This is a genomic window from Gilliamella sp. App2-1 (assembly GCF_001690255.1).
Classification (GTDB): Bacteria; Pseudomonadota; Gammaproteobacteria; order Enterobacterales; family Orbaceae; genus Gilliamella; species Gilliamella apicola_G.
Window position 1 is genome coordinate 68972 of the sequence record NZ_LZGR01000048.1, and the last position, 23940, is coordinate 92911.

The window sequence follows — 23940 nt, forward strand, 5'->3', positions numbered from 1 at the left end:
GTTGGGTGATTAAGTTCACATTTCCTCGGGAGTTGCGATTGTTAACTCCCTTTGATTTTAATCAGGTCTTTCAAGAGTCCATTCGGGCTGGCTCTCCATTTTTGACGTTAGTTGCACGTAAAAATAACTGTAATCATATGCGGTTGGGCTTTGCTGTAGCTAAAAAACAAGTGAAACGAGCCCATGAGCGTAATCGTATAAAGCGACTGGCTAAAGAGTACTTTCGGCATCGTCAACATCAGCTTCCTAATATTGATTTTATTCTGATGGCTAAACAGCCTGTTATAGACTTAGATAATCAACAAATCGTTGAAATACTCAATAAATTATGCCAACGAATCATAGCCAAGCAAGAGGTTTAAATAAATTTATATTTATTATCAAACAGCATGTTTATGCATGTAACTATATGATAATTAATGTTTTTGTTTTTTTTATTCGTGTTTATCAACGTTTTATTAGCCCTTTGTTTGGTCCTAAATGTCGATTTACTCCGACATGTTCGCAATATGCAGCAATTGCATTAATGCGCTTTGGATTAATAAAAGGTAGTTGGCTAACAGCTAAACGTGTATTAAAATGTCATCCTTTACATGAAGGAGGAGAAGATTTTGTTCCTCCAAAAACTAAAACCAATAGAGAAAAACACTAATGGGATCTCAACGTAATATTTTAGTCATTGCTTTACTTTTTGTATCTTTTTTTATTTGGAAAGCGTGGGAGGAAGATCACGCACCTAAACCGCCAATAGCTAATCAGTTGACACAACAAATGGGTGATGATAGTTTAACAGATGGCTCTGCATTGGGTGAAACAATTACTGTAAAATCAGATGTTTTGTCACTCACTATTAATACTTATGGTGGTGATGTGCAAGCCGCAAAATTGTTAAAGTATGAGCAAACACTTCACTCAGGTACGCCTTTTCAATTATTAACTTCACGCCCTGATTATGTTTATATTGCAGAAAGTGGTTTAACAGGTAAAGGTGGTCCAGATAATGCTACTCAAGGTTCAAAACGTCCAGTATATCAAACTGAAAAGTTAGAATATGTTTTAGCTGATGGGCAAGATGAATTGCGTGTTCCACTCACTTATCAAGTTAATGGCGTAAGTTATACTAAATATTACATATTACACCGTGGTAATTATGCCATTGATGTTCAGTATGATATTAATAATCAAAGTAGTGCAGCTATTGATGTTGCAATGTATGGTCAATTAAAACAAACCATTAAATTACCTGATGATATACCAACCGAAGGGGGAAGTGGACTAGGGCAAAGTGCATTCCGTGGAGCTGCTTACTCGAGTTCTAGCACCAATTATAGTAAATATAGTTTTGATGATATTAAAGATAAAGATTTGGCGGTTGAAACTCACACTGGCTGGGTTGCGATGTTACAACACTATTTTGCTTCAGCATGGGTACCATCTCAGGATAAAAATAATCTATTTTATTCTCGTACAACGGCTAATAACTCTCAAGCAACAATTGGTTTTAAAGGCGAGTCAGCTGTTATTCCTGCTGGAAGTACATACACGACTGGAGCAAAACTGTGGTTAGGTCCTGAAATTCAAAGCCAATTGAAGGAAACGGCTAACCATCTTGATTTAATTGTCGACTATGGTTGGTTATGGTTTTTGTCACAACCGTTGTTTTATTTGTTGAAGTTCATTCAAAATATTATTAGTAACTGGGGCTTCTCAATTATTGTCATCACGTTTATTGTTCGTGGTATTTTGTTTCCATTAACTCGCGCGCAGTATCGTTCAATGGCTAAAATGAAGCTATTGCAACCACGTTTACAAGCGCTGAAAGAACGTTATGGAGATGATAGACAAAAAATGAGTATGGAAACAATGGCACTTTACAAGCAAGAAAAAGTGCATCCATTAGGGGGATGCTTACCACTAATGATTCAAATGCCAATTTTTTTGTCATTATTCTATATGTTGGGTAATTCTGTTGAGCTACGTCATGCACCATTTGCGCTCTGGATTTGTGATTTATCATCGCAAGATCCTTATTATATTTTGCCTTTATTAATGGGTGCTAGCATGTTTTTAATTCAGAAAATGTCACCAACACCTGTTACCGACCCACTACAACAAAAACTCATGACTTATATGCCATTAATCTTTACGGCTTTTTCCTTATGGTTTCCATCGGGTTTAGTTCTATATTATATCGTCAGTAATTTATTCACAATTGCTCAGCAACGTATTATCTACTGGGAACTTGAGAAAAAAGGACTTCACGAGAAGAAAAAGAAATAATATTGATTAAAAGGAGGAGTAAAATCCTCCTTTTTCGTTTTTATTTTGGTGTTAATTATATGAATATACAGCAACAATTTAATTTAACTGGTAATGAAATCGGTTACTGGTTTGTAAGTGCTAATGGTCGATTGTGGTTGCCTGATGGTGAAGTTCCTGTCGGGTGTGCTGATGAGCTAGGTTTTACGAATAAACTTGCTCAACCAATAGGCGAATGGAAAGGGCTAACGGCTTGGCTGATTTGTTATGAAATGAAAAATTCGATGAGTTCAATTCGTCCATTACTTGATAGGACTGATCAATCCTTATTTAATATGGCTGGTCGAGCAGTTCAACTTTCTGAGTTTTACCGTTCCCATAAATATTGTGGTTATTGTGGGCATGAGATGTATATTAGTAATACAGAATGGTGTTGTATGTGTGACCATTGTAAAGAGCGTTACTATCCACAAATTTCACCATCTATTATCGTGGCTATTCGCCGCAAAAATAAAATTTTATTAGCAAAGCATGTTAGGCATAATCAAGATAACTTGTATACTATTTTAGCTGGTTTCACTGAAATTGGTGAAACAATGGAAACAGCAGTTGAACGGGAAGTTTTTGAAGAATCAAAAATAAAAATTAAGAATATTCGTTATGTAGGATCACAACCTTGGCCATTTCCAAATTCATTAATGATGGGTTATTTAGCTGATTATGATAGCGGTGAAATAGTAGTAGACAAAAACGAACTCATCGAAGCAAACTGGTATCATTATACAGAATTGCCTAAAATTCCTAAATATGGCACTATTGCTAGACGTTTAATTGAAGATACAATTATACTTTGTCGCGAATATGATGAATATGGAAATGACTAATCATATTGAACTGTCCTTATTCGATTGGCGGTTTTTTACTCGTTGCCTATTGTAATACAAACCATTTTAGTCTAATCGAAGTTTTGATTATAATCCGAATAAGTACCCATATTAGGTAGTTCAATTTCTTATTAATTTTTATCATTAATGATGGTGTTACCATTTGATGCTAATTTAAAGGTTTTGATAATGGTTTTTTCTAATTACTTATTCGCATTACATAACACGGGTTCTATATGATCTTGCTCATAAAATTCTGAGTTTGCGTCTATAATCGTTACCATTTTTCTTTATGCCAAAACAGTTTTTGGATGAAACAAAAGCAATATCATAAATATTTTTGGTGAGGTCCATGCCATAGCTAATTTCATGATATAACCTTTCTAAATCGTAATTAGTAATAAAGATTTGTTTATTTTATTAAATTATTTTATTTGAAGACCCTTGAATATGTTGCTGTTTAATCATTTTACTAAACGGTAAAAGCTTTGGTTCAGTATAAAAAAATAATTATTAATTACTGCACTTGGTAACTGTAGTAAGTTATTTATAGAGTAATTTTTTTATCCAGTTATCTGGAAATATGTTCAGTTAACAAATTATTTGTTGATCGTTGTTCATTGTTGCCTTATTGATTTTTATTTTTGCACCAAATGGCAAGAGCATCGCAATGCCAATCTTTCATCATGTAATACCAAGCAGATCGCCATTTACGTACAGTATCATTGTGTAAGTTAAGAGTTTTTCCTATTTGTAAATTATTAGCTCCAGAAACAAGTAGATCAATGAATTGTAGCCATAATTCAGGTTTTGGTATACGGTTTAAATGGGTGTTGCTTAAAGTATTAAAACTATGCCGGCAACGCTTACAGCGGTAACAAGTACGTGAACCCACTTTGGTTGTTTCGTTGGATCCGCAGTGTATACAAGTTGGGCTTTGTTCATTCAATAAGTCTGTCACTTTGGCTTTAATAATTTTATATTGTTGAGCCAAGGTTGGAATTAATGTGGCTTGCTTTTGATGTGTATACCACTTATGCAATGATGGGTAATGGATTTGAAGATAATGAATAATAGCTCGATCTCGACGTATGACCTTTTCGTGTGAAATTTCAAGTTTTTTGGCAATTTCGTGATAACTCATCTTGTTTATGCGGTTAGTAAAAATAATCTCTAACCAATTATAGGGCATTAAACGATTGAAGGGTGTATTAGTTGAAACGGTAAAATATTTATGACAATTTTTACAACGATATGTTTTAGTGGGTTTTGAACGAATTATGTAAAATTTAGTTTTTTTACAAAATGGACAAAATTCTGTATGTTGCGATGTGATTTTCTCTAGATCATGATAAAAAGCTGTCAATTCATCATATAATTCGGTTGGTACGAGTTCATAAATCATTTTTTATTCCATTATCGCTTATCCCCCGCAAATGTTATCAAATTTTTACTTAAACATATAGCTATCCAGAAATTTTTTTACGCTTTTTAGCGAAGAGTAACATTTGACCTAGTATGAGTGTTAACCTGTTTGTATTTATTAATTTTTTGTATCTTCGATGAACTAAGAAGATACAAAAATGTATTGCTACTACATAGTATGATTATTAATGCAATTTGCTGATTGTAATATGATCAATCGGCGAATAATGCTCTTTCCAATTAGGAAAGAGCGGCAATGTCTATATGAATAAATATTATTTTTGTTGATGCAACCATTCGGCGACTTGTTTAGCAAAATAGGTTAATATTCCATCGGCTCCCGCGCGTTTAAAGCAAAGCAAAGATTCCATAATGGCTGATTTTTTATCTAACCAACCATTTTCAATTGCCGCTGTTAACATGGCATATTCGCCAGAAACTTGATAAGCAAAAGTCGGTACAGCAAAAGTTTCTTTGACTCTTTGCACTATATCAAGATAAGGCATACCCGGTTTAACCATGACCATATCTGCACCTTCGCTTAAATCTTGATAAATTTCTTGTAATGCTTCATCACTGTTAGCGGGATCGAGCTGATAAGTTTTTTTATTGCCACCTTTAATATTTTTGGCAGAGCCGACAGCATCACGAAAAGGACCGTAAAAACAAGATGCATATTTGGCTGAATAAGCCATAATTTTGGTGTTAACAAAACCGTGATTTTCTAGTCCATTACGTATTTCGCCAATGCGACCATCCATCATATCACTTGGTGCGATAATGTCTACCCCCGCTTCTGCTTGCATTAGCGCTTGTTTAACAAGCGTTTCAATAGAGCGATCATTTTGTACGTACCCTTGTTCATCAATAATGCCGTCTTGCCCATGTGTGGTATAAGGATCAAGTGCGACATCAGTAAGTATACCTAGTTCAGGGAATTCTTTTTTTAATGCTCGAATCGCTTTTGGTACTAATCCAGTTTCATTATATGCTTCTTGTGCAAGTAGTGATTTTTTTGCTGGTTCAATAACAGGAAATAATGCAAGAACAGGAATCCCTAATTTAGCTACTTGTTCTGCTTCGTTTAGTAATACATCAATACTCATTCGGTTTACATTTGGCATTGAGGTAACGGGTTCAGTAACATTATTTCCTTCAATAATGAAAGCTGGATAAATGAGGTCATTGACGGTCAAGCTATGTTCTGCAACCATACGACGACTAAAGTCATGGGAGCGATTACGGCGTAAGCGACGAGTTGGGTATTGACCAGTAAATGATAGCATGAAAAACTCCTGTGTATTCTTTATAAGATTTGAATTATTATCTGATGCCATATGTTGATTGGCAAATTAATTTGCTCTCTTAGAATAATTCGATTTTTTACTTTACAATATATATTGATTAGAGGTAAAATTGCGCACTAAATTTAGTCCCTTGTGATATTAAACAAATTTGAGGTGAGAGGCACATGCCAGTAATTAAAGTACGTGAAAATGAACCTTTCGATGTAGCATTACGTCGTTTCAAACGTTCTTGTGAAAAAGCAGGAGTTTTAGCTGAAGTTCGTAATCGTGAATTTTACGAAAAACCAACAACTATTCGTAAACGAGCTAAAGCAGCTGCTGTTAAACGCCATGCTAAAAAATTGGAAAGAGAAAACGCTCGTCGCACTCGTCTATATTAATTGTTTTTAAGATTATTTATACTGAAAACTTGAATTGATATTAAAATCAATTTTTTATTTTTTAATATAAAGAATTCTAACAAGCCGTATTTTTGATACGGCTTGTTGTCTTTCTATAATACCAGAATTGGTTGAAAATTTATCATGAAAGGTCTTATCCCCCGCGATTTCATCTTAGATCTCATTGCTCGAACTAGCATTCTCGATGTGATTAGTAAACGCGTTAAAATGAAAAAAAGGGGGAATAACTATTTTGGTTGTTGCCCTTTTCATGATGAAAAAACAGCCTCTTTTTCGCTTAATGAGAAAAAACAGATCTATTACTGTTTTGGATGTGGTGCATCGGGATCGGTTGTTAATTTTTTAATGCAATATGAACGGTTGTCTTTTCCTGAAGCTATTGAAGAATTAGCTAGTATGCAAGGAATTCGAGTACCTTATATTGATAGTGATAACAATGAAATTGATCAATCTAAACATATTGAATCTCGAAATGTACGTCGTGATTTGTATACCTTGATGGCTAAAATCACGGATTTCTACCAGCAGCAATTAGCATTACCAACATCTATCGATGCTCAAAAATATCTTGAGAATCGAGGTCTTAACGCTGAAATTATAGCCAGATATAAAATTGGTTATGCCCCTAATGATTGGCGATTAACTTCACAAAATATTGTTAAAACTAAGACTGAAGCAGAGCTTTATAAACAAGCAGGCATGCAAGTAACCAATGATAGTGGTAATCAATATGACCGCTTTCGGGCACGAGTCATGTTTCCTATCCGTGATAGGCAAGGAAATGTCATAGCATTTGGTGGAAGAACTATCATTAATGATCCTGCGAAATATATTAATTCTCCGGAAACTCCAATTTTTCATAAAGGTTTCCAACTTTATGGACTTTATGAAACACAAGAAGTGAATCGTAATCCTCAACAACTCATCGTGGTTGAAGGTTATATGGATGTGGTTTCGCTTGCTCAATATGGTATTGATTATGCTGTTGCATCTTTAGGCACGGCAACGTCAGAAGAACATATTAAGTTATTATTTAGAGCAACAGATTCGGTAATATTTTGTTATGATGGCGATAATGCTGGGCGAAGTGCCGCTTGGCGGGCTCTTAATGTATTATTGCCTTGCTTAATCGATGGTAAGAAAATTACCTTTGCTTTTTTACCTCAAGATGAAGATCCGGATAGCTTTATTCGTAAAGTTGGTAAAGCGGATTTTGAAGAATATTTAAATGAGGCCTCAAATTTATCAAAGTTTTTATTTGATGAACTTTTGAAACAGGTTGATTTAAAAACTGCTGAAGGAAAAGCTAAATTGAGCTCGCTAGCTTTACCACTACTTGATCAAATTAAGGCAAAAGCTTTTAGATTAAATTTATTACAAAAACTTGGCAATTATTTAGGTTTGCTTGATGTCTCTCAACTAGAGCAATTAATGAGTGACAATCGATACAAAGGTAATGAAAAGGCAAAAGAAAGAGCCCCTGTATCACAAATAAAATTAACCACTATGCGTGTTTTAATCGGTTTATTACTTCAATATCCTAATCTTGCTGAACAAGTTTCTGATATTAATGTGATTCGCCAAGTTAAAATGGCAGGTATTGAGATCTTTATTGAATTACTTGAATTATGTCAACGTTATCCCAATATAACGACAGCACAAATACTAACAGAGTGTATAGATAGACCGTTTTATAAACAATTAAATCGTTTATCAACATGGGAGTGTCATTATCAAGATGATGAAATAGATTCAACTTTTTCACATACTTTAAAAGAGTTATATGATAATATACTCGCCCAAAGGCAAGATGAACTAATCGCAAAAGAGAGAGTCTCTGGTTTAAGTACCGCAGAGAAAAAAGAATTGGCGACTTTAATACTTGTTTTATCAAAAAAAGACTAAATATATAGGGTATATGTAGATTTTCAGATATAGTTCTACATATATAATATAGATGACCAAATAACTAAAGTGGATACCTTTTATGGAGCAAAATTCTCAATCACAGCTAAAACTCCTAATCATTCGAGGTAAGGAGCTAGGATACCTGACCTATGCTGATGTCAACGATCATTTACCTGAAGAGATTATTGATTCAGATCAGATTGAAGATATTATCCAAATGATTAATGATATGGGCATTCAAGTGCTTGAAGAAGCCCCAGATTCTGATGAGTTATTACTTTCAGATAATGTCCCTGATGAGGAAGCCGTTGAAGCAGCAACAGCATTAGTATTATCTAATGTTGAGTCAGAAATTGGTAGAACAACCGATCCTGTCCGTATGTATATGCGCGAAATGGGCGCGGTTGAGTTGTTAACACGTGAAGGTGAAATTGATATTGCTAAACGTATTGAAGATGGCATTAATCAGGTTCAAACGTCAGTATCCGAATATCCAGAAGCCATTACCTATCTTTTAGAGCAATATAATTTGATCGAAAGCGGACAGGTTCGCTTATCTGATTTGATTACCGGTTTTGTTGATCCAAATGCTGAGGAAGTCTCTGAAGAACTACCTGAAGAGTTAGTTAGTGAAACCGAAATTGACATTGATGATAGCGACGATGAGAATGAGGATGAAGAAAGCGATTCTTCAACTGATGATGATGTTTCTATTGATCCTGAAGTTGCCAGAGCTAAATTTGCTGAACTAAAAGAGCAACATGATAAAACATCGGATGCTATTAAAAAATATGGTCGAGCTCATAAAAAAGCGCAAAAAGAGATTGAAAACTTATCAGAAATATTCAAACAATTTCGTTTAGTTGCTAAGCAGTTTGATATTCTTGTTAATAACATGAGAAGCATGATGGAGCGCGTTAGAACACATGAACGTGCAATTATGAAGATCTGTGTGGAACAATGCAAAATGCCGAAAAAGCAGTTTATGACGCATTTTACTGGTAATGAAAATAATATGAGCTGGTATCAAAAGGCATTAACAGCTAAAGGCGCATTTGCTATAAGTTTGAAAGAATTTGAAGAACCTATTCAAGTTCAGATCAATCTATTGCAGCAAATTGAAATAGAAACTAACCTTTCTATTGAGCAAATCAAAGATATTAATCGGCGCATGTCTATTGGTGAAGCTAAAGCACGCCGTGCTAAGAAAGAAATGGTTGAGGCTAATTTGCGTCTCGTTATCTCTATTGCGAAGAAATATACCAATCGCGGATTACAATTCTTAGATCTTATCCAAGAAGGTAATATTGGTTTGATGAAAGCGGTTGATAAGTTTGAATACCGTCGTGGTTATAAATTTTCAACCTATGCGACTTGGTGGATTAGGCAAGCCATTACTCGATCCATTGCTGACCAAGCAAGAACAATTCGTATTCCAGTACATATGATTGAAACAATCAATAAACTAAACCGTATTTCACGTCAAATGTTACAAGAGATTGGTCGTGAACCAACGCCTGAAGAGTTGTCAGAACGCATGCAAATGCCTGAAGACAAAATTCGTAAAGTGCTTAAGATTGCTAAAGAGCCCATTTCAATGGAAACACCTGTTGGGGATGATGAAGATTCCCATTTAGGTGACTTTATTGAAGATACTGCTCTTGAGCAACCGTTAGATGCAGCTACGTCTGAAAGCCTACGCAGTGCGACACGTGATATTTTATCTGGATTAACGCCAAGAGAAGCCAAAGTGTTACGTATGCGATTTGGTATTGATATGAATACGGATCATACGCTAGAAGAAGTCGGTAAACAATTTGATGTTACACGAGAACGTATTCGTCAAATTGAAGCTAAAGCCTTGCGTAAGTTGCGCCATCCAAGTCGATCCGATGTGCTTCGTAGTTTCTTAGAATAAATTTTATCATTTACATATAACGCCACTTTTGTGGCGATTTTTTTAATTGTTTTTAATTAAAGACACTAAAAACCATGAATATACTGCAACGATTTAAGATTGATTCATTTTTATGGATTTTAATTTGTGTTGTGATTACAGCTAGTGTTTTTCCTTGTGAAGGACAAACCAAAACTGTTTTTGAATACCTTACAAGCTTCGCTATTGGCTTACTCTTTTTTATGCATGGCGCCAAACTCTCTTTTCAAGCAATTGTTGTTGGCATAAAGAATTGGCGATTGCATTTATTAATATTTGCTACTACCTTTGTGATTTTTCCTATATTAGGTTTGATGATGCAATTGTTGGTGCCAAATTTTTTATCACAAGATATTTATTTAGGCTTTATTTATCTTTGTGTTTTACCGGCAACAGTACAATCAGCTATAGCTTTCACTTCAATAGCAAAAGGTAATGTAGCAGCAGCTGTTTGTAGTGCATCTGCATCAACTTTATTAGGTGTTTTTATTACCCCTCTTTTGGTTGGATTATTAATGCATACCCAAGCTTCGACATCAATGAACATAATTGATGCGATTAGCTCTATTATGTTAAAACTGATGTTGCCTTTTATTGTTGGGCATTTATCTAGACGTTTTATTGGCAAATGGATAAATAAATATAAAAGCGTTATTTCTAAAATAGATCGCCTGTCGATTTTATTAGTAGTTTATGTTGCTTTTAGTGATGCGGTAGTTAATGGTATATGGTTGCAAGTTGGTTTTTTATCATTATTAAACATTCTATTTTTCTCGATTATTCTATTGACTATAGTGTTATTTATTACCACTTATAGTGCAAGATTTTTAGGTTTTAGCAAAGAAGATGAAATCACAATTGTATTTTGTGGCTCGAAAAAGAGCTTAGCGAGTGGTATTCCAATGGCAAGTGTTCTTTTTCCCATATCAATAATAGGCATTATGATTTTACCTTTAATGATCTTCCATCAAATCCAATTAATGATTTGTGCCTTTTTAGCGGCACGTTATGCCCAACAAAAAATGTAAAAATTGTTTTGCTCATTAGCCTATTCTCAAGGATAATAGTGGTGCTAATTAACAACAGAAAGATATATTATGTTTCATCTATTTGCTGATTTAGAATTTTCAACCATTATAGTATTAGCCTTTGCTTTACTTTTTGTACTTTTTTACGAGGCTATCAATGGATTTCATGACACCGCCAATGCTGTTGCCACTGTTATTTATACAAGGGCACTTAAAGAACAACTCGCAGTTTTTATGGCAGGAGTATTTAATTTCTTTGGAGTGTTACTTGGTGGGCTTAGTGTTGCTTATGCAATTGTGCACTTGTTACCAACTGATTTATTACTTAATGTCAGTTCGGCTCATGGGCTTGCTATGGTATTTTCTATTTTATTTGCAGCAATTATTTGGAATTTAGGTACTTGGTATGTTGGTATTCCTGCATCAAGTTCACATACTTTAATTGGTTCTATTATTGGAGTGGCACTTGCAAATGCATTGATTATGGATACATCAATCATTGATGCGCTTAATATCCCTAAGATGCTCCAAATCTTTTTATCCTTGATTATTTCACCAATAGTTGGTCTTGTTATTGCCGGGTTAATGATCTTTTTTCTACGTAAATATTGGACACGTAAAGGGCAAAGTAAAAAGAGCAGTAAAAAAAGAGAACGTATTTTTATGACGCCTGAACAGCGTGAAAAACTCTATGGCAAGAAAAAGCCACCGTTTTGGATCCGTATCATGCTTATTATATCGGCTGCTGGCGTGAGCTTTTCTCATGGTGCTAATGATGGGCAAAAAGGAATTGGTTTATTAATGTTAGTGTTAATGGGAATTGCCCCTGCTGGTTTTATCGTTAATATGAATGCTCCTACTTATGATATTACTAATACCCGTAATGCAATCCATAATATTGAAGAGTATTTTGTTTCGCATAGTGAAGATTTAACAACTGTGATAGGTAAACAATCTGCGATTGATGCAAACATTCCTATTACAGATTTGAATCAATATCATTGTGATTATTCTCGTTCCTTCATCACTATTGGAATAGCGAATTCACTTTTTAATAAAATTAATGATTATCAATCGTTAAATGTAGAACAACGATCTCAGGCTAGACGTATATTATTATGTTTATCTGATACTGTTTTGCATGTTGCCAAACAACCTAATGTGCCACCAGAAGACAAACAATATTTAAAATCTTTAAATAATGATTTGCTCAAAACTGTTGAATATGCGCCTATTTGGATCATTATTGCGGTAGCTTCGGCGTTGGCAGTTGGAACAATGATAGGGTGGCGGCGTGTAGCTATTACTATAGGTGAAAAAATTGGTAAAAAAGGTATGACTTACGCACAGGGGGTGTCGGCACAAATCACAACGGCTTTATCAATTGGGATTGCAAGTTATACCGGTATGCCAGTATCGACAACCCAAGTTCTTTCATCATCTGTTGCTGGTACAATGATCGTTGATGGTGGTGGAGTACAGGGTAAAACCATTAAAAATATTGCGTTAACATGGATTTTAACACTTCCAATTTCGATTTTGCTATCTGGATCACTTTTTTGGCTTGCTCAAAAATTAATTTAGTAGTAAAAAGAGAATATCAATTTGTAATTTAACCTGAGCATCAAATAGGAAGGAGTAACGTATTATGGCTTATAAACACATATTAGTTGCAGTGGATTTATCGCCTGAAAGTGAAGTTCTTGTCGAAAAAGCAGTTTCTATGGCTAGGCCGTATAATGCTCAAATATCATTGATTCATGTTGGTATTAACTATTCTGATCTTTATACTGGTTTGGTTGATATTAATATGAATGATATGAAAGATCGAATTACTGAAGATGCACACATTGCATTAAATAAATTGGCAGATGATGCGGGTTATCCTATTGCTCACACTCTTTCAGGAAATGGAGAATTTGACCAAGTATTAATTGAGGCAATTCACGAATATGGTGCTGATTTAGTCGTGTGTGGCCATCATCAGGACTTTTGGAGTAAGTTAATGTCTTCTGCTCGTCAACTTATCAATAGTACTCATATTGATACTTTAATTGTGCCATTAAAAGATGAAGAACCTGTGCAAGAATCTGCTAAATGAAGTATTAAATATCAACCCGCTCATTAAGCGGGTTTTTTATACGTATTAGATAAATATTTTTGTGAAAAAATTTCAGGGAAGTAGGTGTTTTAGTTTATTTGTTGTGTATGCATATTGTAGTTTATCGAAATATACTCAAATTTTCATTTTAGTTTATAAGGGGATTTAATATGAATATAGCTTTAGTTACTGGTGCATCCTCTGGTTTTGGGCAAGCCATTTGCCGTAAGCTAATTGCAGACGGTTATAAAGTAATAGGTGTAGCTAGGCGTATAGATAAACTACAAAAACTTGCAGATGAATTAGGTATTAATTTTTTGTCATTGCCATTAGATATAACTAAAAAAGATGCAGTGAATACCATTTTGTTACAATTACCGAATGAATTCCAACCCATAGACGTTTTGATTAATAATGCAGGTTTAGCATTAGGCTTAGAGCCTGCTTATGAAGCAGATTATAACGATTGGGAAACAATGATTGAAACCAATATTATTGGGCTAGTAAATTTAACTCGACAAATTTTACCAGAAATGGTTGATCGCAATTTTGGTTATATCATTAATCTTGGATCTGTGGCTGGCACTTATGCCTATAAAGGTGGGAATGTTTATGGTGCATCTAAAGCCTTTGTTAAACAGTTTAGTGCTAATTTGCGGACAGATTTATTAGGAAAAAAAGTAAGGGTCACTAATATTGAGCCTGGATTATGTGGTGGTACAGAGTTCTCAAATGTTCGATTTCATGGCGATAACGAGAAGGCTTCAGCGATTTACCAAGGCGTTGAATTTATTACTCCTGAAGATATTGCCAATACTGTCTCTTGGTTAGTTAATACACCAACTCATTTCAATGTCAATTCAATTGAAATAATGCCTGTTGCACAAGCGCCGGCAGGATTGACTGTTTGTAAAGAAGATAAATAATATAATCCTTATTATTGAGTTTTGTAGCTGATTTTTACTGGAAACAAAAAAATTATGGTTGGTAAACAAAATAGACTTGCACTTCTGCTAATGGGTTGCTATCCTTTCTTCTTATGAATTTGATTGAGGTTTAAGGCAATGACATTTTCTGATGTAACGAAAACATTTGCGACAAGTTTGCCTGGTACAGATAGTTATGTAAAACTACGAAATGCAATGAGAGTACTAATTCAAGAAGATCCAAAAAATGCGTCAGTTTATTTTTTGATTTTTGGATTTGCTCGCACATATGTTATGTTATATGAAGATCAGGAAATATCTCCACAATTTGCCGAAGATAATCAAAAATTGATGTTATCGTATCTTAATATTTTAGATGAAGCATTAAAGAAACAAGATGCTCAAAGCATATATCTAGCATTAAATAAAGTTGTCAATGAGTACGAAAACAGCAAAAAGGTTTTTTAAATTACAGCCTGACATGAAAATGTCGGGCTGTTTTGTTTTGAGCTTAATTTAATAATTTCCGAGGGAAATCATGATAATTTTAACTAGTATGACAAACATCATTGGCACTTTAGGTACTATTATGCGATCTAGGGCGGGTTGATTTTTCCAAAAGATATTAAAAAACCCGCCCTTAAAGGCGGGTTTTTATTTTGTATGAAAGTAATATAGTTAACGTAAACAAAGAAATAAGTTAAAAATGAAAATAGCGTGATAATACTACAAGATTTTTTTGATACCTATAAGCAAGCGCTAAAAACAATAACTCAAATAATAATGGCATAAATTATGATAATAAGTAAGGTGTGATATGAAAGTTTTAAAATTTGGAGGAACATCTGTTGCTAACGTAGAACGTTTTTTGCGAGTTGCAGAGATTATTAAAAATAATGCTAAACAAGAGCAAACCGCTGCTGTTTTATCGGCACCAGCTAAAATTACCAACCATTTAGTTGCAATGGTTGAAAAAACAGTTGCAGGACAAGATATACAAAATAATATCTATGATGCTGAAAAAATCTTTGCTGATTTATTAGAAGGTATTGCAAAAGCACAACCTAATTTTGCTTATGAACAGATGAAGCGCTTTGCGCTTGATGAATTAAATAATATTAAGCAATTGCTTAAGGGTATTGGTTTATTAGGTCAATGCCCTGATAGCATTAATGCATCAATTATCTGTCGTGGTGAAAAACTTTCTATCGCCATTATGGTAGAACTATTAAAAGCTAAGGGGCATTTAGTTACTGTAATCAATCCAGTCGCAATGTTAATTGCAGAAGGTAGCTATTTAGAATCAACGGTCGATATTGCAGAGTCTTCACACCGAATTAGTGAAATGCGTATCCCACAAGATCATATTATTTTAATGCCTGGTTTTACAGCAGGTAATGAGAAAGGCGAGTTAGTTGTTCTTGGGCGTAATGGTTCAGACTATTCAGCTTCGGTACTCGCGGCATGCTTACGCGCTAATAGCTGTGAAATATGGACAGATGTTGATGGTGTTTATACCTGTGATCCTCGTATTGTACCCGATGCTAAACTGCTTACAACGATGTCTTATCAAGAAGCCATGGAGCTTTCATATTTTGGTGCAAAAGTACTTCATCCAAGAACAATTTTACCTATTGCCCAGTTCCAAATCCCTTGTTTAATTAAAAATACGAATAATCCCGATGCACCGGGAACACTGATTGGTGCTAATGTTGTTGATTCAACTACACCAGTAAAAGGTATCACCAATTTAAATGATATGGCAATGATCAATGTTTCTGGTCCTGGATTAAAAGGTATGGTTGGTATGTCAGCACGTGTTTTTTCTGCAATGTCTTATGCAGGTATTTCAGTCGTACTTATTACTCAATCTTCATCAGAATATAGTATCAGTTTTTGTATACCTCAAACTGAACTTTATCGGGCAGAAGAAGCATTGAGCGATGAATTTTTCTTAGAACTAAAAGATGGATTACTTGAACCGATTGAAGTGATCGAAAGACTTGCTATTATTTCCGTTGTGGGCGATGGTATGCGGACATTGCGAGGCTTATCGGCTAACTTCTTTACAGCACTTGCTAGAGCCAATATAAATATTGTTGCTATAGCACAAGGTTCATCTGAACGGTCTATTTCAGTTGTGGTTGATAATGATGTTGCCGTGATGGGCGTACGTGTTGCACATCAGATGTTATTTGGTACTGATAAAATGCTTGATGTGTTTGTGATTGGTGTTGGTGGTGTTGGTGGTGCATTAATCGATCAAATCGAACGTCAACAAGCATGGCTTAAAAACAAACAGATCGATTTGCGTGTTTGTGGGTTATTTAATTCTAAACATAACGTTCTTAATCGCGATGGTATCGATCTTTCAAATTGGCGAGAGCAAATTAAGCACAGTGAAAATAGTTATTCGTTAGATGGAATTATTGAGTTTGCTAAAAATAATCGATTACTTAATCCAATTTTAGTTGATTGTACTTCTAGTTGTGAAATATCTGATAAATATGCAGACTTTTTAGCTAATGGCTTTCATGTTGTCACGCCAAATAAAAAAGCAAATACAAGTTCAATGGCTTATTATTTACGTTTACGTCAAGAAGCCGAAAAAAGTAAACGTAAATTTCAGTACGACACCAATGTTGGAGCTGGTTTACCCGTTATTGAAAATTTACAAAATCTACTTAATGCTGGGGATGAACTAATTAAATTCTCTGGCATATTATCAGGTTCGCTCTCTTTTATTTTTGGAAAACTTGATGAGGGAATGTTATTGTCCGAAGCCACTAAATTAGCAAAAGAAAAAGGCTTTACTGAACCTGATCCTCGAGACGATCTATCTGGAACCGATGTAGCTAGAAAGTTACTTATTTTAGCTAGAGAATCAGGTTTACAATTAGAATTGGATCAAATCAATGTCGAGTCCGTATTACCTCTTGAATATGCACAAGGTAGTATTGATGAGTTTATGGCTAAATTACCGCAATTAGATTTAGAGTTTAAAGCAAAATCAGAACAAGCGGCAAAACAAGGTAAAGTATTACGTTATGTGGGTAGCATCGAAAACAATCAATGCAGTGTTAGAATTGAAGCTGTCGATAGTGAAGATCCTCTTTATAAAGTCAAAAATGGCGAAAATGCCTTAGCATTTTATACACGTTATTACCAACCAATTCCTTTGGTCTTACGTGGTTATGGTGCAGGGAATGATGTCACAGCAGCAGGTGTTTTTGCTGATATTTTACGAACTACATCTGGCAAAATTGGGGGTTAAATGAGTCATAAATCTTTAACTGTTTATGCACCCGCATCAATGGCCAATATTAGTGTTGGCTTTGATATATTAGGTGCAGCAATTAGCCCGATTAGTGGTGCGATGCTGGGGGACTGTATTACCGTTGAATCTACTAACGAATTTTCCCTTACTAGCAAAGGTCAATTTGTCAAAAAACTACCCTATGATCCTAAATATAATATTGTTTATCAATGTTGGCAGCGCTTTTGCCAAGCAATGGGTAAAAAATTGCCTGTCAGTATGACGCTTGAAAAAAATATGCCAATTGGCTCGGGGCTAGGATCAAGTGCTTGCTCTGTGGTTGGGGCATTTGTTGCTTTAAATGAGTTTTTTGATAAACCATTTAATGAGTTTGAAATGCTTTCAATGATGGGGGAACTTGAAGGACGTATTTCGGGTAGTGTGCATTATGATAATGTGGCGCCCTGCTATTTGGGTGGAATGCAACTTATCCTTGATGAAATGGGCATCATTAGTGAATCGATACCGCATTTTGAAGAGTGGTACTGGGTAATGGCATATCCAGGCATTAAGGTTTCAACCGCTGATGCGCGCGCAATATTACCTGCCCAGTATCAAAAAGCTGATTGTATAGCGCATGGGCGCTATGTTGGTGGGTTCTTGCATGCTTGTTATACCAAGCAATCTAAGCTAGCTGCGACAATGCTTTTTGATAATATTGCGGAACCTTATCGTAAACAGCTATTGCCTCACTTTGATGAAACACAAAAACGGGTTAAACAACTTGGTGCGTTGGCATCGGGTATTTCCGGTTCTGGTCCAACAATGTTTGTGATTGCCGATAAGCTTGAAACTGCTCAGCAAATTGAATTACTGCTTAAACATAGTTATTTACAAAATGATGAAGGTTTTACCCATATTTGTAAAATAGATACCCAAGGTGCAAGAGTGATCTAAGTTTATTGATTATAAAAAATCGAGTTAAACCTAAGAAGACGCCAACTTTTTGCTGATTAAGTTAATATCAGAAAAAGCACAAAATTAAAGCATAAAGATAACTGGAATATATTATGAAATTGTATAACTTAAAAGATCATTACCAGCAAGTTAGTTTTGCTGATGCGGTGCAACAAGGATTAGGAAGAGGGCAAGGTTTATTCTTCCCTCAAGAGCTACCTAAGTTTTCTATAAACGAAATTGAATCATTATTAACACTCGATTTTGTGACTCGTAGTGCTAAAATCTTATCTGCTTTTATTGGTGATGAGATCAGCTTTGATGATATGCATAGGCTTGTTAACAATGCGTTCCAATTTCCTGCCCCTGTAAAATCGGTAGAAGCAGATATTGGCTCCCTAGAACTCTATCACGGGCCAACGCTCGCATTTAAAGATTTTGGTGGACGTTTTATGGCGCAAGCATTAGTCCAAGTTGCAGCAGATAAAAAAATTACTATTTTAACCGCTACATCTGGTGATACTGGAGCCGCTGTCGCCCATGCATTTTATCATTTACCTAATATTCGGGTCGTAATTTTATATCCCGCGGGAAAAATTAGCCCATTACAGGAAAAACTTTTTTGTACACTTGGTGATAACATCCATACTATTGCGATTCAAAGTGACTTTGATGCTTGCCAAACGTTAGTTAAAAAAGCATTTGATGATGAGGAATTAAAAACTAACATTGGTTTGAATTCTGCTAATTCTATCAATATTAGCCGATTGCTAGCGCAAATTTGTTATTACTTTGAAGCTTATGCACAACTAACGCCTAAGCAACGTGAACAACTTGTGATTTCAGTACCAAGTGGTAATTTTGGTGATTTAACAGCTGGTTTGCTTGCAAAAACAATGGGTTTACCAATTAAACGCTTTATTGCTGCAACAAATGCGAATGATACCGTACCACGATATTTAGAAACCGGAAAATGGGAACCTCACGCAACAGTTGCAACGCTATCTAATGCAATGGATGTTAGCCAACCTAATAATTGGCCTCGAATTGAGGAAATTTATAAAAGAGAAGGTTGGGCACTTAAATCACTTGGTCATGCTGCTGTGTCTGATGAAGTTGCTAAGCAGACCGTTCGTGAACTTAATCAAAAAAATTATTTGTCAGAGCCCCATGGTGCAATTGCTTACCGTGTATTACGTGATCAACTGCAAGACGGTGAATATGGTCTATTTTTAGGTACGGCGCATCCAGCTAAATTTAAAGAGGTGGTTGAAGATATTCTTGGCAAGTCAATTCCACTGCCAAAAGCGCTAGCGGAACGTGCAGATATGACATTACTTTCCCATAATATGCCTGATGATTTTGCCAAATTACGTGATTTTTTAATTAACTTAGATTGGTAAATATTGTGCCGTTGCCCAATAGGCGACGGCATTTTTTACTTAATGATAGTGCCCCTTATTTGTTTACTTCATTGACTAGCCAATTTTATCCTCACAGTCATCATCTTCATTTTCAATGCTTAAATTTACTTGTACCACCCTATCTAAAAATAGAAGATACTAATCAACCTTGTTTAAATTAAAATTTTCAGCTATTGTAAGCTTAATTATGTCATTATAAGGATATTGTTATGTACTGTCCGTTTTGTAATGCAGATGATACAAAGGTGATTGATTCACGTCTTGTCGGTGAAGGATATCAAGTTCGTCGCCGTCGCCAGTGTGTCGAGTGCAATGAACGTTTTACCACATTTGAAATTGCTGAATTAATTATGCCTAATGTCATTAAAAGCAATAAAGTTCGTGAACCATTTAATGAGGATAAATTACGTAATGGTATCAAAAGGGCACTTGAAAAACGCCCAGTGAGTTTTGATGCCATTGAAGATGCGATAACACGTATAAAATCCAAACTTAGAGCAACCGGTGAACGCGAGGTTCCAGCAAAATTAATTGGTGACTATGTGATTGAAGAACTCAAAAACTTAGATAAAATTGCTTATATTCGTTTTGCTTCGGTCTATTTTAGTTTTGATGATATCGAACAATTTAGTAATGAAATTGCCAAGTTACAACAGAAATAATACCCCAGATGACGATGATAAACGACAATGATTATTTTTATATGCAACAAGCGATTGAGCTAGCTAAGCTTGGTCGTTTTACCACATCACCAAATCCTAATGTTGGTTGTGTGATTGTAAAAGACAATCAAATCATTGGTAAAGGTTATCATCAAAAAGCAGGGCTACCACATGCTGAAGTTTATGCACTACAAATGGCCGGGAATAATGCTAAAGATGCAACAGCATACGTAACACTAGAACCCTGTAGCCATTTTGGTCGAACGCCACCTTGTGCCGATGCCCTAATCAAATCGCAAATTAAACGTGTTGTTATTGCCATGCAAGATCCCAATCCAAATGTTTCGGGCAATGGTATAAAACGATTGCGTGATGCGGGAATTGAGGTGGTTGTTGGGGTATTCGATAGGCAGGCTGAAACGCTCAATCAAGGCTTTTTAAAACGAATGCGAACAGGATTTCCATATGTACAACTTAAACTTGCCACTTCTCTTGATGGTAAAGTGGCAATGGCATCGGGCGAAAGCAAATGGATCACATCAAGCGCGGCAAGACAAGATGTACAACAGTTTAGGGCACAGGCAAGTTGTATTTTAAGTACCCGCATAACGGTACAAACCGATAACGCGAGTTTAACGGTTAGACATGCTGAGTTACCTGATGATATAAAACAAGTTTATTCCGCCGAAAATATTCGGCAGCCTATTCGTGTCATTATTGATGGCCAAAATCAATTAACCGGTGATGAGAATCTTTTTAAGCAATTAGGCGAAATATGGGTAGTGCGGAAGCAAGCTATTTCCATCAATAAGCCTAACACTCAATTAATAGTTGAATCCTCACCAAAAAATAATATTGATTTAGTGCATTTAATGACAATTTTAGGTCAAAAAGGTATTAATTCTGTCTGGGTTGAAGCGGGTGCTCAGCTAGCTGGTGCTCTAATAGAACAAAACTTAATTGATGAATTGATTATCTATTACGCACCTAAATTACTTGGTCATAATGCAAAAGATATGTGTATATTACCTAACTTACAAAATCTATCAATGGCGCCAAATTTTCGATTTGAATCGGTTGTTATGGTAGGCGAAGATCTGCGAGTTATTTTAAAACGGATATAATTCTATTAACAAAAAATCATCTATTAAGCGATATAGTCAAAAGCTAAAATGGGATTGATTATAAAACTACAAATCTGGGTTTTGATTTTAAATTAGGATGTCTGTTTGTTTTTAACTGATACCTTCAATCGCAACTAGATATTTAAATATCATATCTATGAACTATGAAGATTATAGATGTTACTATTTTGACATCGATGAACAATTTATTGTCTTTAGTCTTAGCTTTAAAAGGAATTTAGTATTATTGGAAATAGATAATAAGAGCATTATCGATAATAGGTTTAAATATTTCAAATCTTAAAAATAACTTTATATTTAAATCAAAGATTAAGCTTAACAGCTAATGCCAACTAGTATTAAGTAACATAAAAACATCAATCCCATGAATGAGAATACAATCTCATCATGGGATGATTAATATCAACTACCTTGTAATATTTTTAATAAATCTTCAGTGGTATTAATTGCTTTAATGCGTTCAAGGGTATCTTCAGCAATTACAGCACGAGTTAATTGCCGTAAAATATCTAGATGTTCATTGGTTTTTGCTGCTATCCCTATGACAACATAAGCAATATTGTTATCTTCATCCCAATAGATTCCTTCAGGATAATAATTTATTTTTAGCCCTGTTTCGATGACACTATCACGTTTGTCTGTGGTACCATGCGGAATTGCGATGCCATTACCTAAAAAGGTTGAGATTTGCGCATCACGATCAAACATAGCTTGGGTATAATCATCTTTAACTAAACCGGCTTTGATCATCGCTTCAGATATTGACTGAATGGCTTCTTGCTTAGAGTGAGATCCGCTTATGATTGAAATATCATTAGTTGTCAGTTTTAAATGACTCATTTGTCGTCCTTATTAATTTTGATATACCGAAAAGTTATCGATATATCAACTGGTTAATTATACTGTGACTTTAATTGCTAATTGTCGATTTTGATGAATACGTATTAAACCTAATAATATGGCACCAATAAGTGCACCAGCGAAAATACAACCCACCCAGAGAAAAGGTTTATTTACCAATGGCAGTACTAAAAAACCACCATGGGGAGCAGGGACTTGAATTTGGCTTAAGAAAGTTAATACAGAAGCAATGGCCGATGATAGCATCATGATTGGGAGCACGTGTAATGGATCTTTTGCCGCAAAAGGAATGGCGCCTTCGGTAATGTGCGTTGAACCTAAAATATAGTTTACCATTCCGGCTGCACGTTCTTCTTCAGTAAATGCTTTGTCGCGGAAAATAGTCGTTGAAAAAGCAATCACAAAAGGTGGCACAATACACGCAGCAGAAACTCCAGCCATAAAGTAAAAGTTACCTTCACCTAGTAGCATGGTGCCAGTCACATAGGCTGCTTTATTGACAGGACCGCCAAAGTCAAAAGAGCACATGGCTCCAATTACTATACCAAGTAAAATAGGATTAGCGGATTGTAATGATTCAAGGAATGATTTCATGGCATTGTTAATGGTTGCAATCGGTCCGCCTAGTAAATACATGCCGGCACCGATCACAAAGACACCGATTAATGGCATGATAAAAATAGACTTTAGTCCTTCAAATGAACGAGGCAAGCAGCCTAACCACTTTTTGACATAAAGCATCAAGTAACCCGCAGCAAAACCAGCAATAATGCCACCTAAAAAACCAGCTCCGGTCATATTGGCAATCAATCCGCCAACAAAACCGGCAACCATTCCAGGTCTTCCTCCTATAGAGTAAGCGACAAAACCGGTAAAGATTGGCACCATAATACCAAATGCCTGGCCGCCGATTTTCATCAATAATGCAGCAAATTCATTATATTGTGCATTGGTTTCATCTGCTGAATAGATCCCCCATAAAAAAGAGAGTGCAATTAATACCCCACCAGCAACAACAAAAGGCAACATGTTAGAGACACCACTCATAAGGTGTTTATAAATCTGTCGACCCATCGATTCTTTTACATCTATTGGGTTAGATGGTGAAACCGAGTTTTTGGTGTCGTTTTTATCGCTTTTGCGGATAGGAACCTTACCTGAAGTGATTTGTTCAATTAGTGCGGCTGCTTTATGAATACCATCTTTGACAGGGACTTCAATAACAGGCAATCCATCAAAACGGTTTGGATTGACATCTTTATCTGCTGCTATAATAACACCCATTGCACTCGCAAGATCTATATCGGTAATGGCATTATCAACCCCACCTGCACCATTGGTTTCTACTTTAATTTCAACGCCTGCTTTTTCAGCAGCCGCTTTCAAGGCTTCTTCTGCCATATAGGTATGGGCAATGCCCGTTGGGCAGCCTGTTACAGCTAATATTTTTTTCATAATAA

21 protein-coding genes are annotated in these 23940 nt (G+C 35.4%); 17 read left to right on the forward strand and 4 right to left on the reverse strand.

Annotation, left to right across the window (positions count from 1 at the left end; genetic code table 11):
- The first annotated feature begins 5 nt into the window (after positions 1-5).
- The 4 genes from rnpA to nudC are packed head-to-tail and all read left to right on the forward strand — an operon-like array spanning position 6 to position 3143.
- Positions 6-362, forward strand: coding sequence for a ribonuclease P protein component (gene rnpA, locus A9G22_RS06640; RefSeq protein ID WP_081296990.1), 357 nt, complete (start codon positions 6-8; stop codon positions 360-362).
- 47 nt (positions 363-409) lie between these two features.
- Positions 410-652 (forward strand): membrane protein insertion efficiency factor YidD, encoded by a 243-nt coding sequence (gene yidD / locus A9G22_RS06645; RefSeq protein ID WP_065587015.1) that lies wholly within the window; start codon positions 410-412, stop codon positions 650-652.
- Complete coding sequence (gene yidC / locus A9G22_RS06650; RefSeq protein ID WP_065587014.1) at positions 652-2280, forward strand: membrane protein insertase YidC; 1629 nt, start codon at positions 652-654, stop codon at positions 2278-2280. Before yidD ends, yidC begins: the two co-directional genes overlap by 1 nt.
- Before the next feature lie 59 nt (positions 2281-2339).
- On the forward strand, positions 2340-3143 hold the full coding sequence (nudC, locus tag A9G22_RS06655; RefSeq protein ID WP_065587013.1) for an NAD(+) diphosphatase: 804 nt from the start codon (positions 2340-2342) through the stop codon (positions 3141-3143).
- Positions 3144-3771: 628 nt separating this feature from the next.
- Here the strand turns inward: nudC and A9G22_RS06660 are convergent.
- Both A9G22_RS06660 and hemB read right to left on the reverse strand, forming a co-directional pair.
- A complete protein-coding gene (locus tag A9G22_RS06660; protein ID WP_065587012.1) occupies positions 3772-4548 on the reverse strand; it encodes a hypothetical protein in 777 nt (258 codons plus the stop codon).
- Between the two features lie 295 nt (positions 4549-4843).
- Entirely contained in the window at positions 4844-5854 is a 1011-nt protein-coding gene (hemB, locus tag A9G22_RS06665) for a porphobilinogen synthase (protein ID WP_065587011.1), read from the reverse strand.
- A gap of 185 nt (positions 5855-6039) precedes the next feature.
- Here hemB and rpsU point away from each other — a divergent pair, with 185 nt between their 5' ends.
- From rpsU to ribD, 13 genes are all read left to right on the forward strand, one after another.
- Positions 6040-6255 (forward strand): 30S ribosomal protein S21, encoded by a 216-nt coding sequence (gene rpsU, locus A9G22_RS06670; protein WP_034882800.1) that lies wholly within the window; start codon positions 6040-6042, stop codon positions 6253-6255.
- 144 nt (positions 6256-6399) lie between these two features.
- Complete coding sequence (gene dnaG, locus A9G22_RS06675; RefSeq protein ID WP_065587010.1) at positions 6400-8181, forward strand: DNA primase; 1782 nt, start codon at positions 6400-6402, stop codon at positions 8179-8181.
- Between the two features lie 82 nt (positions 8182-8263).
- A complete protein-coding gene (rpoD, locus tag A9G22_RS06680) occupies positions 8264-10102 on the forward strand; it encodes an RNA polymerase sigma factor RpoD (protein WP_065587009.1) in 1839 nt (612 codons plus the stop codon).
- Between the two features lie 74 nt (positions 10103-10176).
- Positions 10177-11148, forward strand: a complete 972-nt coding sequence (locus A9G22_RS06685) for a bile acid:sodium symporter family protein (RefSeq protein WP_075508559.1) — start codon at positions 10177-10179, stop codon at positions 11146-11148.
- Positions 11149-11217: 69 nt separating this feature from the next.
- Positions 11218-12732, forward strand: a complete 1515-nt coding sequence (gene pitA / locus A9G22_RS06690) for an inorganic phosphate transporter PitA (RefSeq protein ID WP_065587007.1) — start codon at positions 11218-11220, stop codon at positions 12730-12732.
- A 64-nt stretch (positions 12733-12796) separates the two neighbouring features.
- Positions 12797-13249, forward strand: coding sequence for a universal stress protein UspA (gene uspA, locus A9G22_RS06695; RefSeq protein WP_065587006.1), 453 nt, complete (start codon positions 12797-12799; stop codon positions 13247-13249).
- Between the two features lie 170 nt (positions 13250-13419).
- A complete protein-coding gene (locus tag A9G22_RS06700) occupies positions 13420-14175 on the forward strand; it encodes an SDR family NAD(P)-dependent oxidoreductase (RefSeq protein ID WP_065587005.1) in 756 nt (251 codons plus the stop codon).
- Positions 14176-14313: 138 nt separating this feature from the next.
- Positions 14314-14643, forward strand: a complete 330-nt coding sequence (locus A9G22_RS06705; protein WP_065587004.1) for a hypothetical protein — start codon at positions 14314-14316, stop codon at positions 14641-14643.
- Positions 14644-14992: 349 nt separating this feature from the next.
- Positions 14993-17449, forward strand: a complete 2457-nt coding sequence (gene thrA, locus A9G22_RS06710; protein ID WP_065587003.1) for a bifunctional aspartate kinase/homoserine dehydrogenase I — start codon at positions 14993-14995, stop codon at positions 17447-17449.
- Positions 17450-18388, forward strand: a complete 939-nt coding sequence (gene thrB, locus A9G22_RS06715; RefSeq protein ID WP_065587002.1) for a homoserine kinase — start codon at positions 17450-17452, stop codon at positions 18386-18388.
- A 113-nt stretch (positions 18389-18501) separates the two neighbouring features.
- Positions 18502-19791 carry a threonine synthase gene (thrC, locus tag A9G22_RS06720; protein WP_075508560.1) on the forward strand — a complete coding sequence of 430 codons (1290 nt, stop codon included), beginning with the start codon at positions 18502-18504 and terminating at the stop codon, positions 19789-19791.
- 230 nt (positions 19792-20021) lie between these two features.
- A complete protein-coding gene (gene nrdR, locus A9G22_RS06725) occupies positions 20022-20474 on the forward strand; it encodes a transcriptional regulator NrdR (protein ID WP_065587000.1) in 453 nt (150 codons plus the stop codon).
- Between the two features lie 14 nt (positions 20475-20488).
- On the forward strand, positions 20489-21598 hold the full coding sequence (gene ribD / locus A9G22_RS06730) for a bifunctional diaminohydroxyphosphoribosylaminopyrimidine deaminase/5-amino-6-(5-phosphoribosylamino)uracil reductase RibD (RefSeq protein WP_065587061.1): 1110 nt from the start codon (positions 20489-20491) through the stop codon (positions 21596-21598).
- Positions 21599-22021: 423 nt separating this feature from the next.
- Here ribD and A9G22_RS06735 read toward each other — a convergent pair whose 3' ends face one another.
- Positions 22022-22459, reverse strand: a complete 438-nt coding sequence (locus A9G22_RS06735; RefSeq protein ID WP_065586999.1) for a PTS sugar transporter subunit IIA — start codon at positions 22457-22459, stop codon at positions 22022-22024.
- Between the two features lie 57 nt (positions 22460-22516).
- Complete coding sequence (locus A9G22_RS06740) at positions 22517-23935, reverse strand: PTS fructose transporter subunit IIC (RefSeq protein ID WP_065586998.1); 1419 nt, start codon at positions 23933-23935, stop codon at positions 22517-22519.
- Between the last annotated feature and the right edge of the window lie 5 nt (positions 23936-23940).

Coding starts and splice junctions, on each gene's coding strand:
- yidD (WP_065587015.1), top strand. CDS start 410: ATGATAATTAATGTTTTTGTTTTTTTTATTCGTGTTTATCAACGTTTT.
- A9G22_RS06705 (WP_065587004.1), top strand. CDS start 14,314: ATGACATTTTCTGATGTAACGAAAACATTTGCGACAAGTTTGCCTGGT.
- rpsU (WP_034882800.1), top strand. CDS start 6,040: ATGCCAGTAATTAAAGTACGTGAAAATGAACCTTTCGATGTAGCATTA.
- ribD (WP_065587061.1), top strand. CDS start 20,489: ATGATAAACGACAATGATTATTTTTATATGCAACAAGCGATTGAGCTA.
- uspA (WP_065587006.1), top strand. CDS start 12,797: ATGGCTTATAAACACATATTAGTTGCAGTGGATTTATCGCCTGAAAGT.
- A9G22_RS06700 (WP_065587005.1), top strand. CDS start 13,420: ATGAATATAGCTTTAGTTACTGGTGCATCCTCTGGTTTTGGGCAAGCC.
- A9G22_RS06660 (WP_065587012.1), bottom strand. CDS start 4,548: ATGATTTATGAACTCGTACCAACCGAATTATATGATGAATTGACAGCT.
- dnaG (WP_065587010.1), top strand. CDS start 6,400: ATGAAAGGTCTTATCCCCCGCGATTTCATCTTAGATCTCATTGCTCGA.
- nudC (WP_065587013.1), top strand. CDS start 2,340: ATGAATATACAGCAACAATTTAATTTAACTGGTAATGAAATCGGTTAC.
- hemB (WP_065587011.1), bottom strand. CDS start 5,854: ATGCTATCATTTACTGGTCAATACCCAACTCGTCGCTTACGCCGTAAT.
- yidC (WP_065587014.1), top strand. CDS start 652: ATGGGATCTCAACGTAATATTTTAGTCATTGCTTTACTTTTTGTATCT.
- thrB (WP_065587002.1), top strand. CDS start 17,450: ATGAGTCATAAATCTTTAACTGTTTATGCACCCGCATCAATGGCCAAT.
- thrA (WP_065587003.1), top strand. CDS start 14,993: ATGAAAGTTTTAAAATTTGGAGGAACATCTGTTGCTAACGTAGAACGT.
- A9G22_RS06685 (WP_075508559.1), top strand. CDS start 10,177: ATGAATATACTGCAACGATTTAAGATTGATTCATTTTTATGGATTTTA.
- A9G22_RS06735 (WP_065586999.1), bottom strand. CDS start 22,459: ATGAGTCATTTAAAACTGACAACTAATGATATTTCAATCATAAGCGGA.
- thrC (WP_075508560.1), top strand. CDS start 18,502: ATGAAATTGTATAACTTAAAAGATCATTACCAGCAAGTTAGTTTTGCT.
- rpoD (WP_065587009.1), top strand. CDS start 8,264: ATGGAGCAAAATTCTCAATCACAGCTAAAACTCCTAATCATTCGAGGT.
- nrdR (WP_065587000.1), top strand. CDS start 20,022: ATGTACTGTCCGTTTTGTAATGCAGATGATACAAAGGTGATTGATTCA.
- pitA (WP_065587007.1), top strand. CDS start 11,218: ATGTTTCATCTATTTGCTGATTTAGAATTTTCAACCATTATAGTATTA.
- A9G22_RS06740 (WP_065586998.1), bottom strand. CDS start 23,935: ATGAAAAAAATATTAGCTGTAACAGGCTGCCCAACGGGCATTGCCCAT.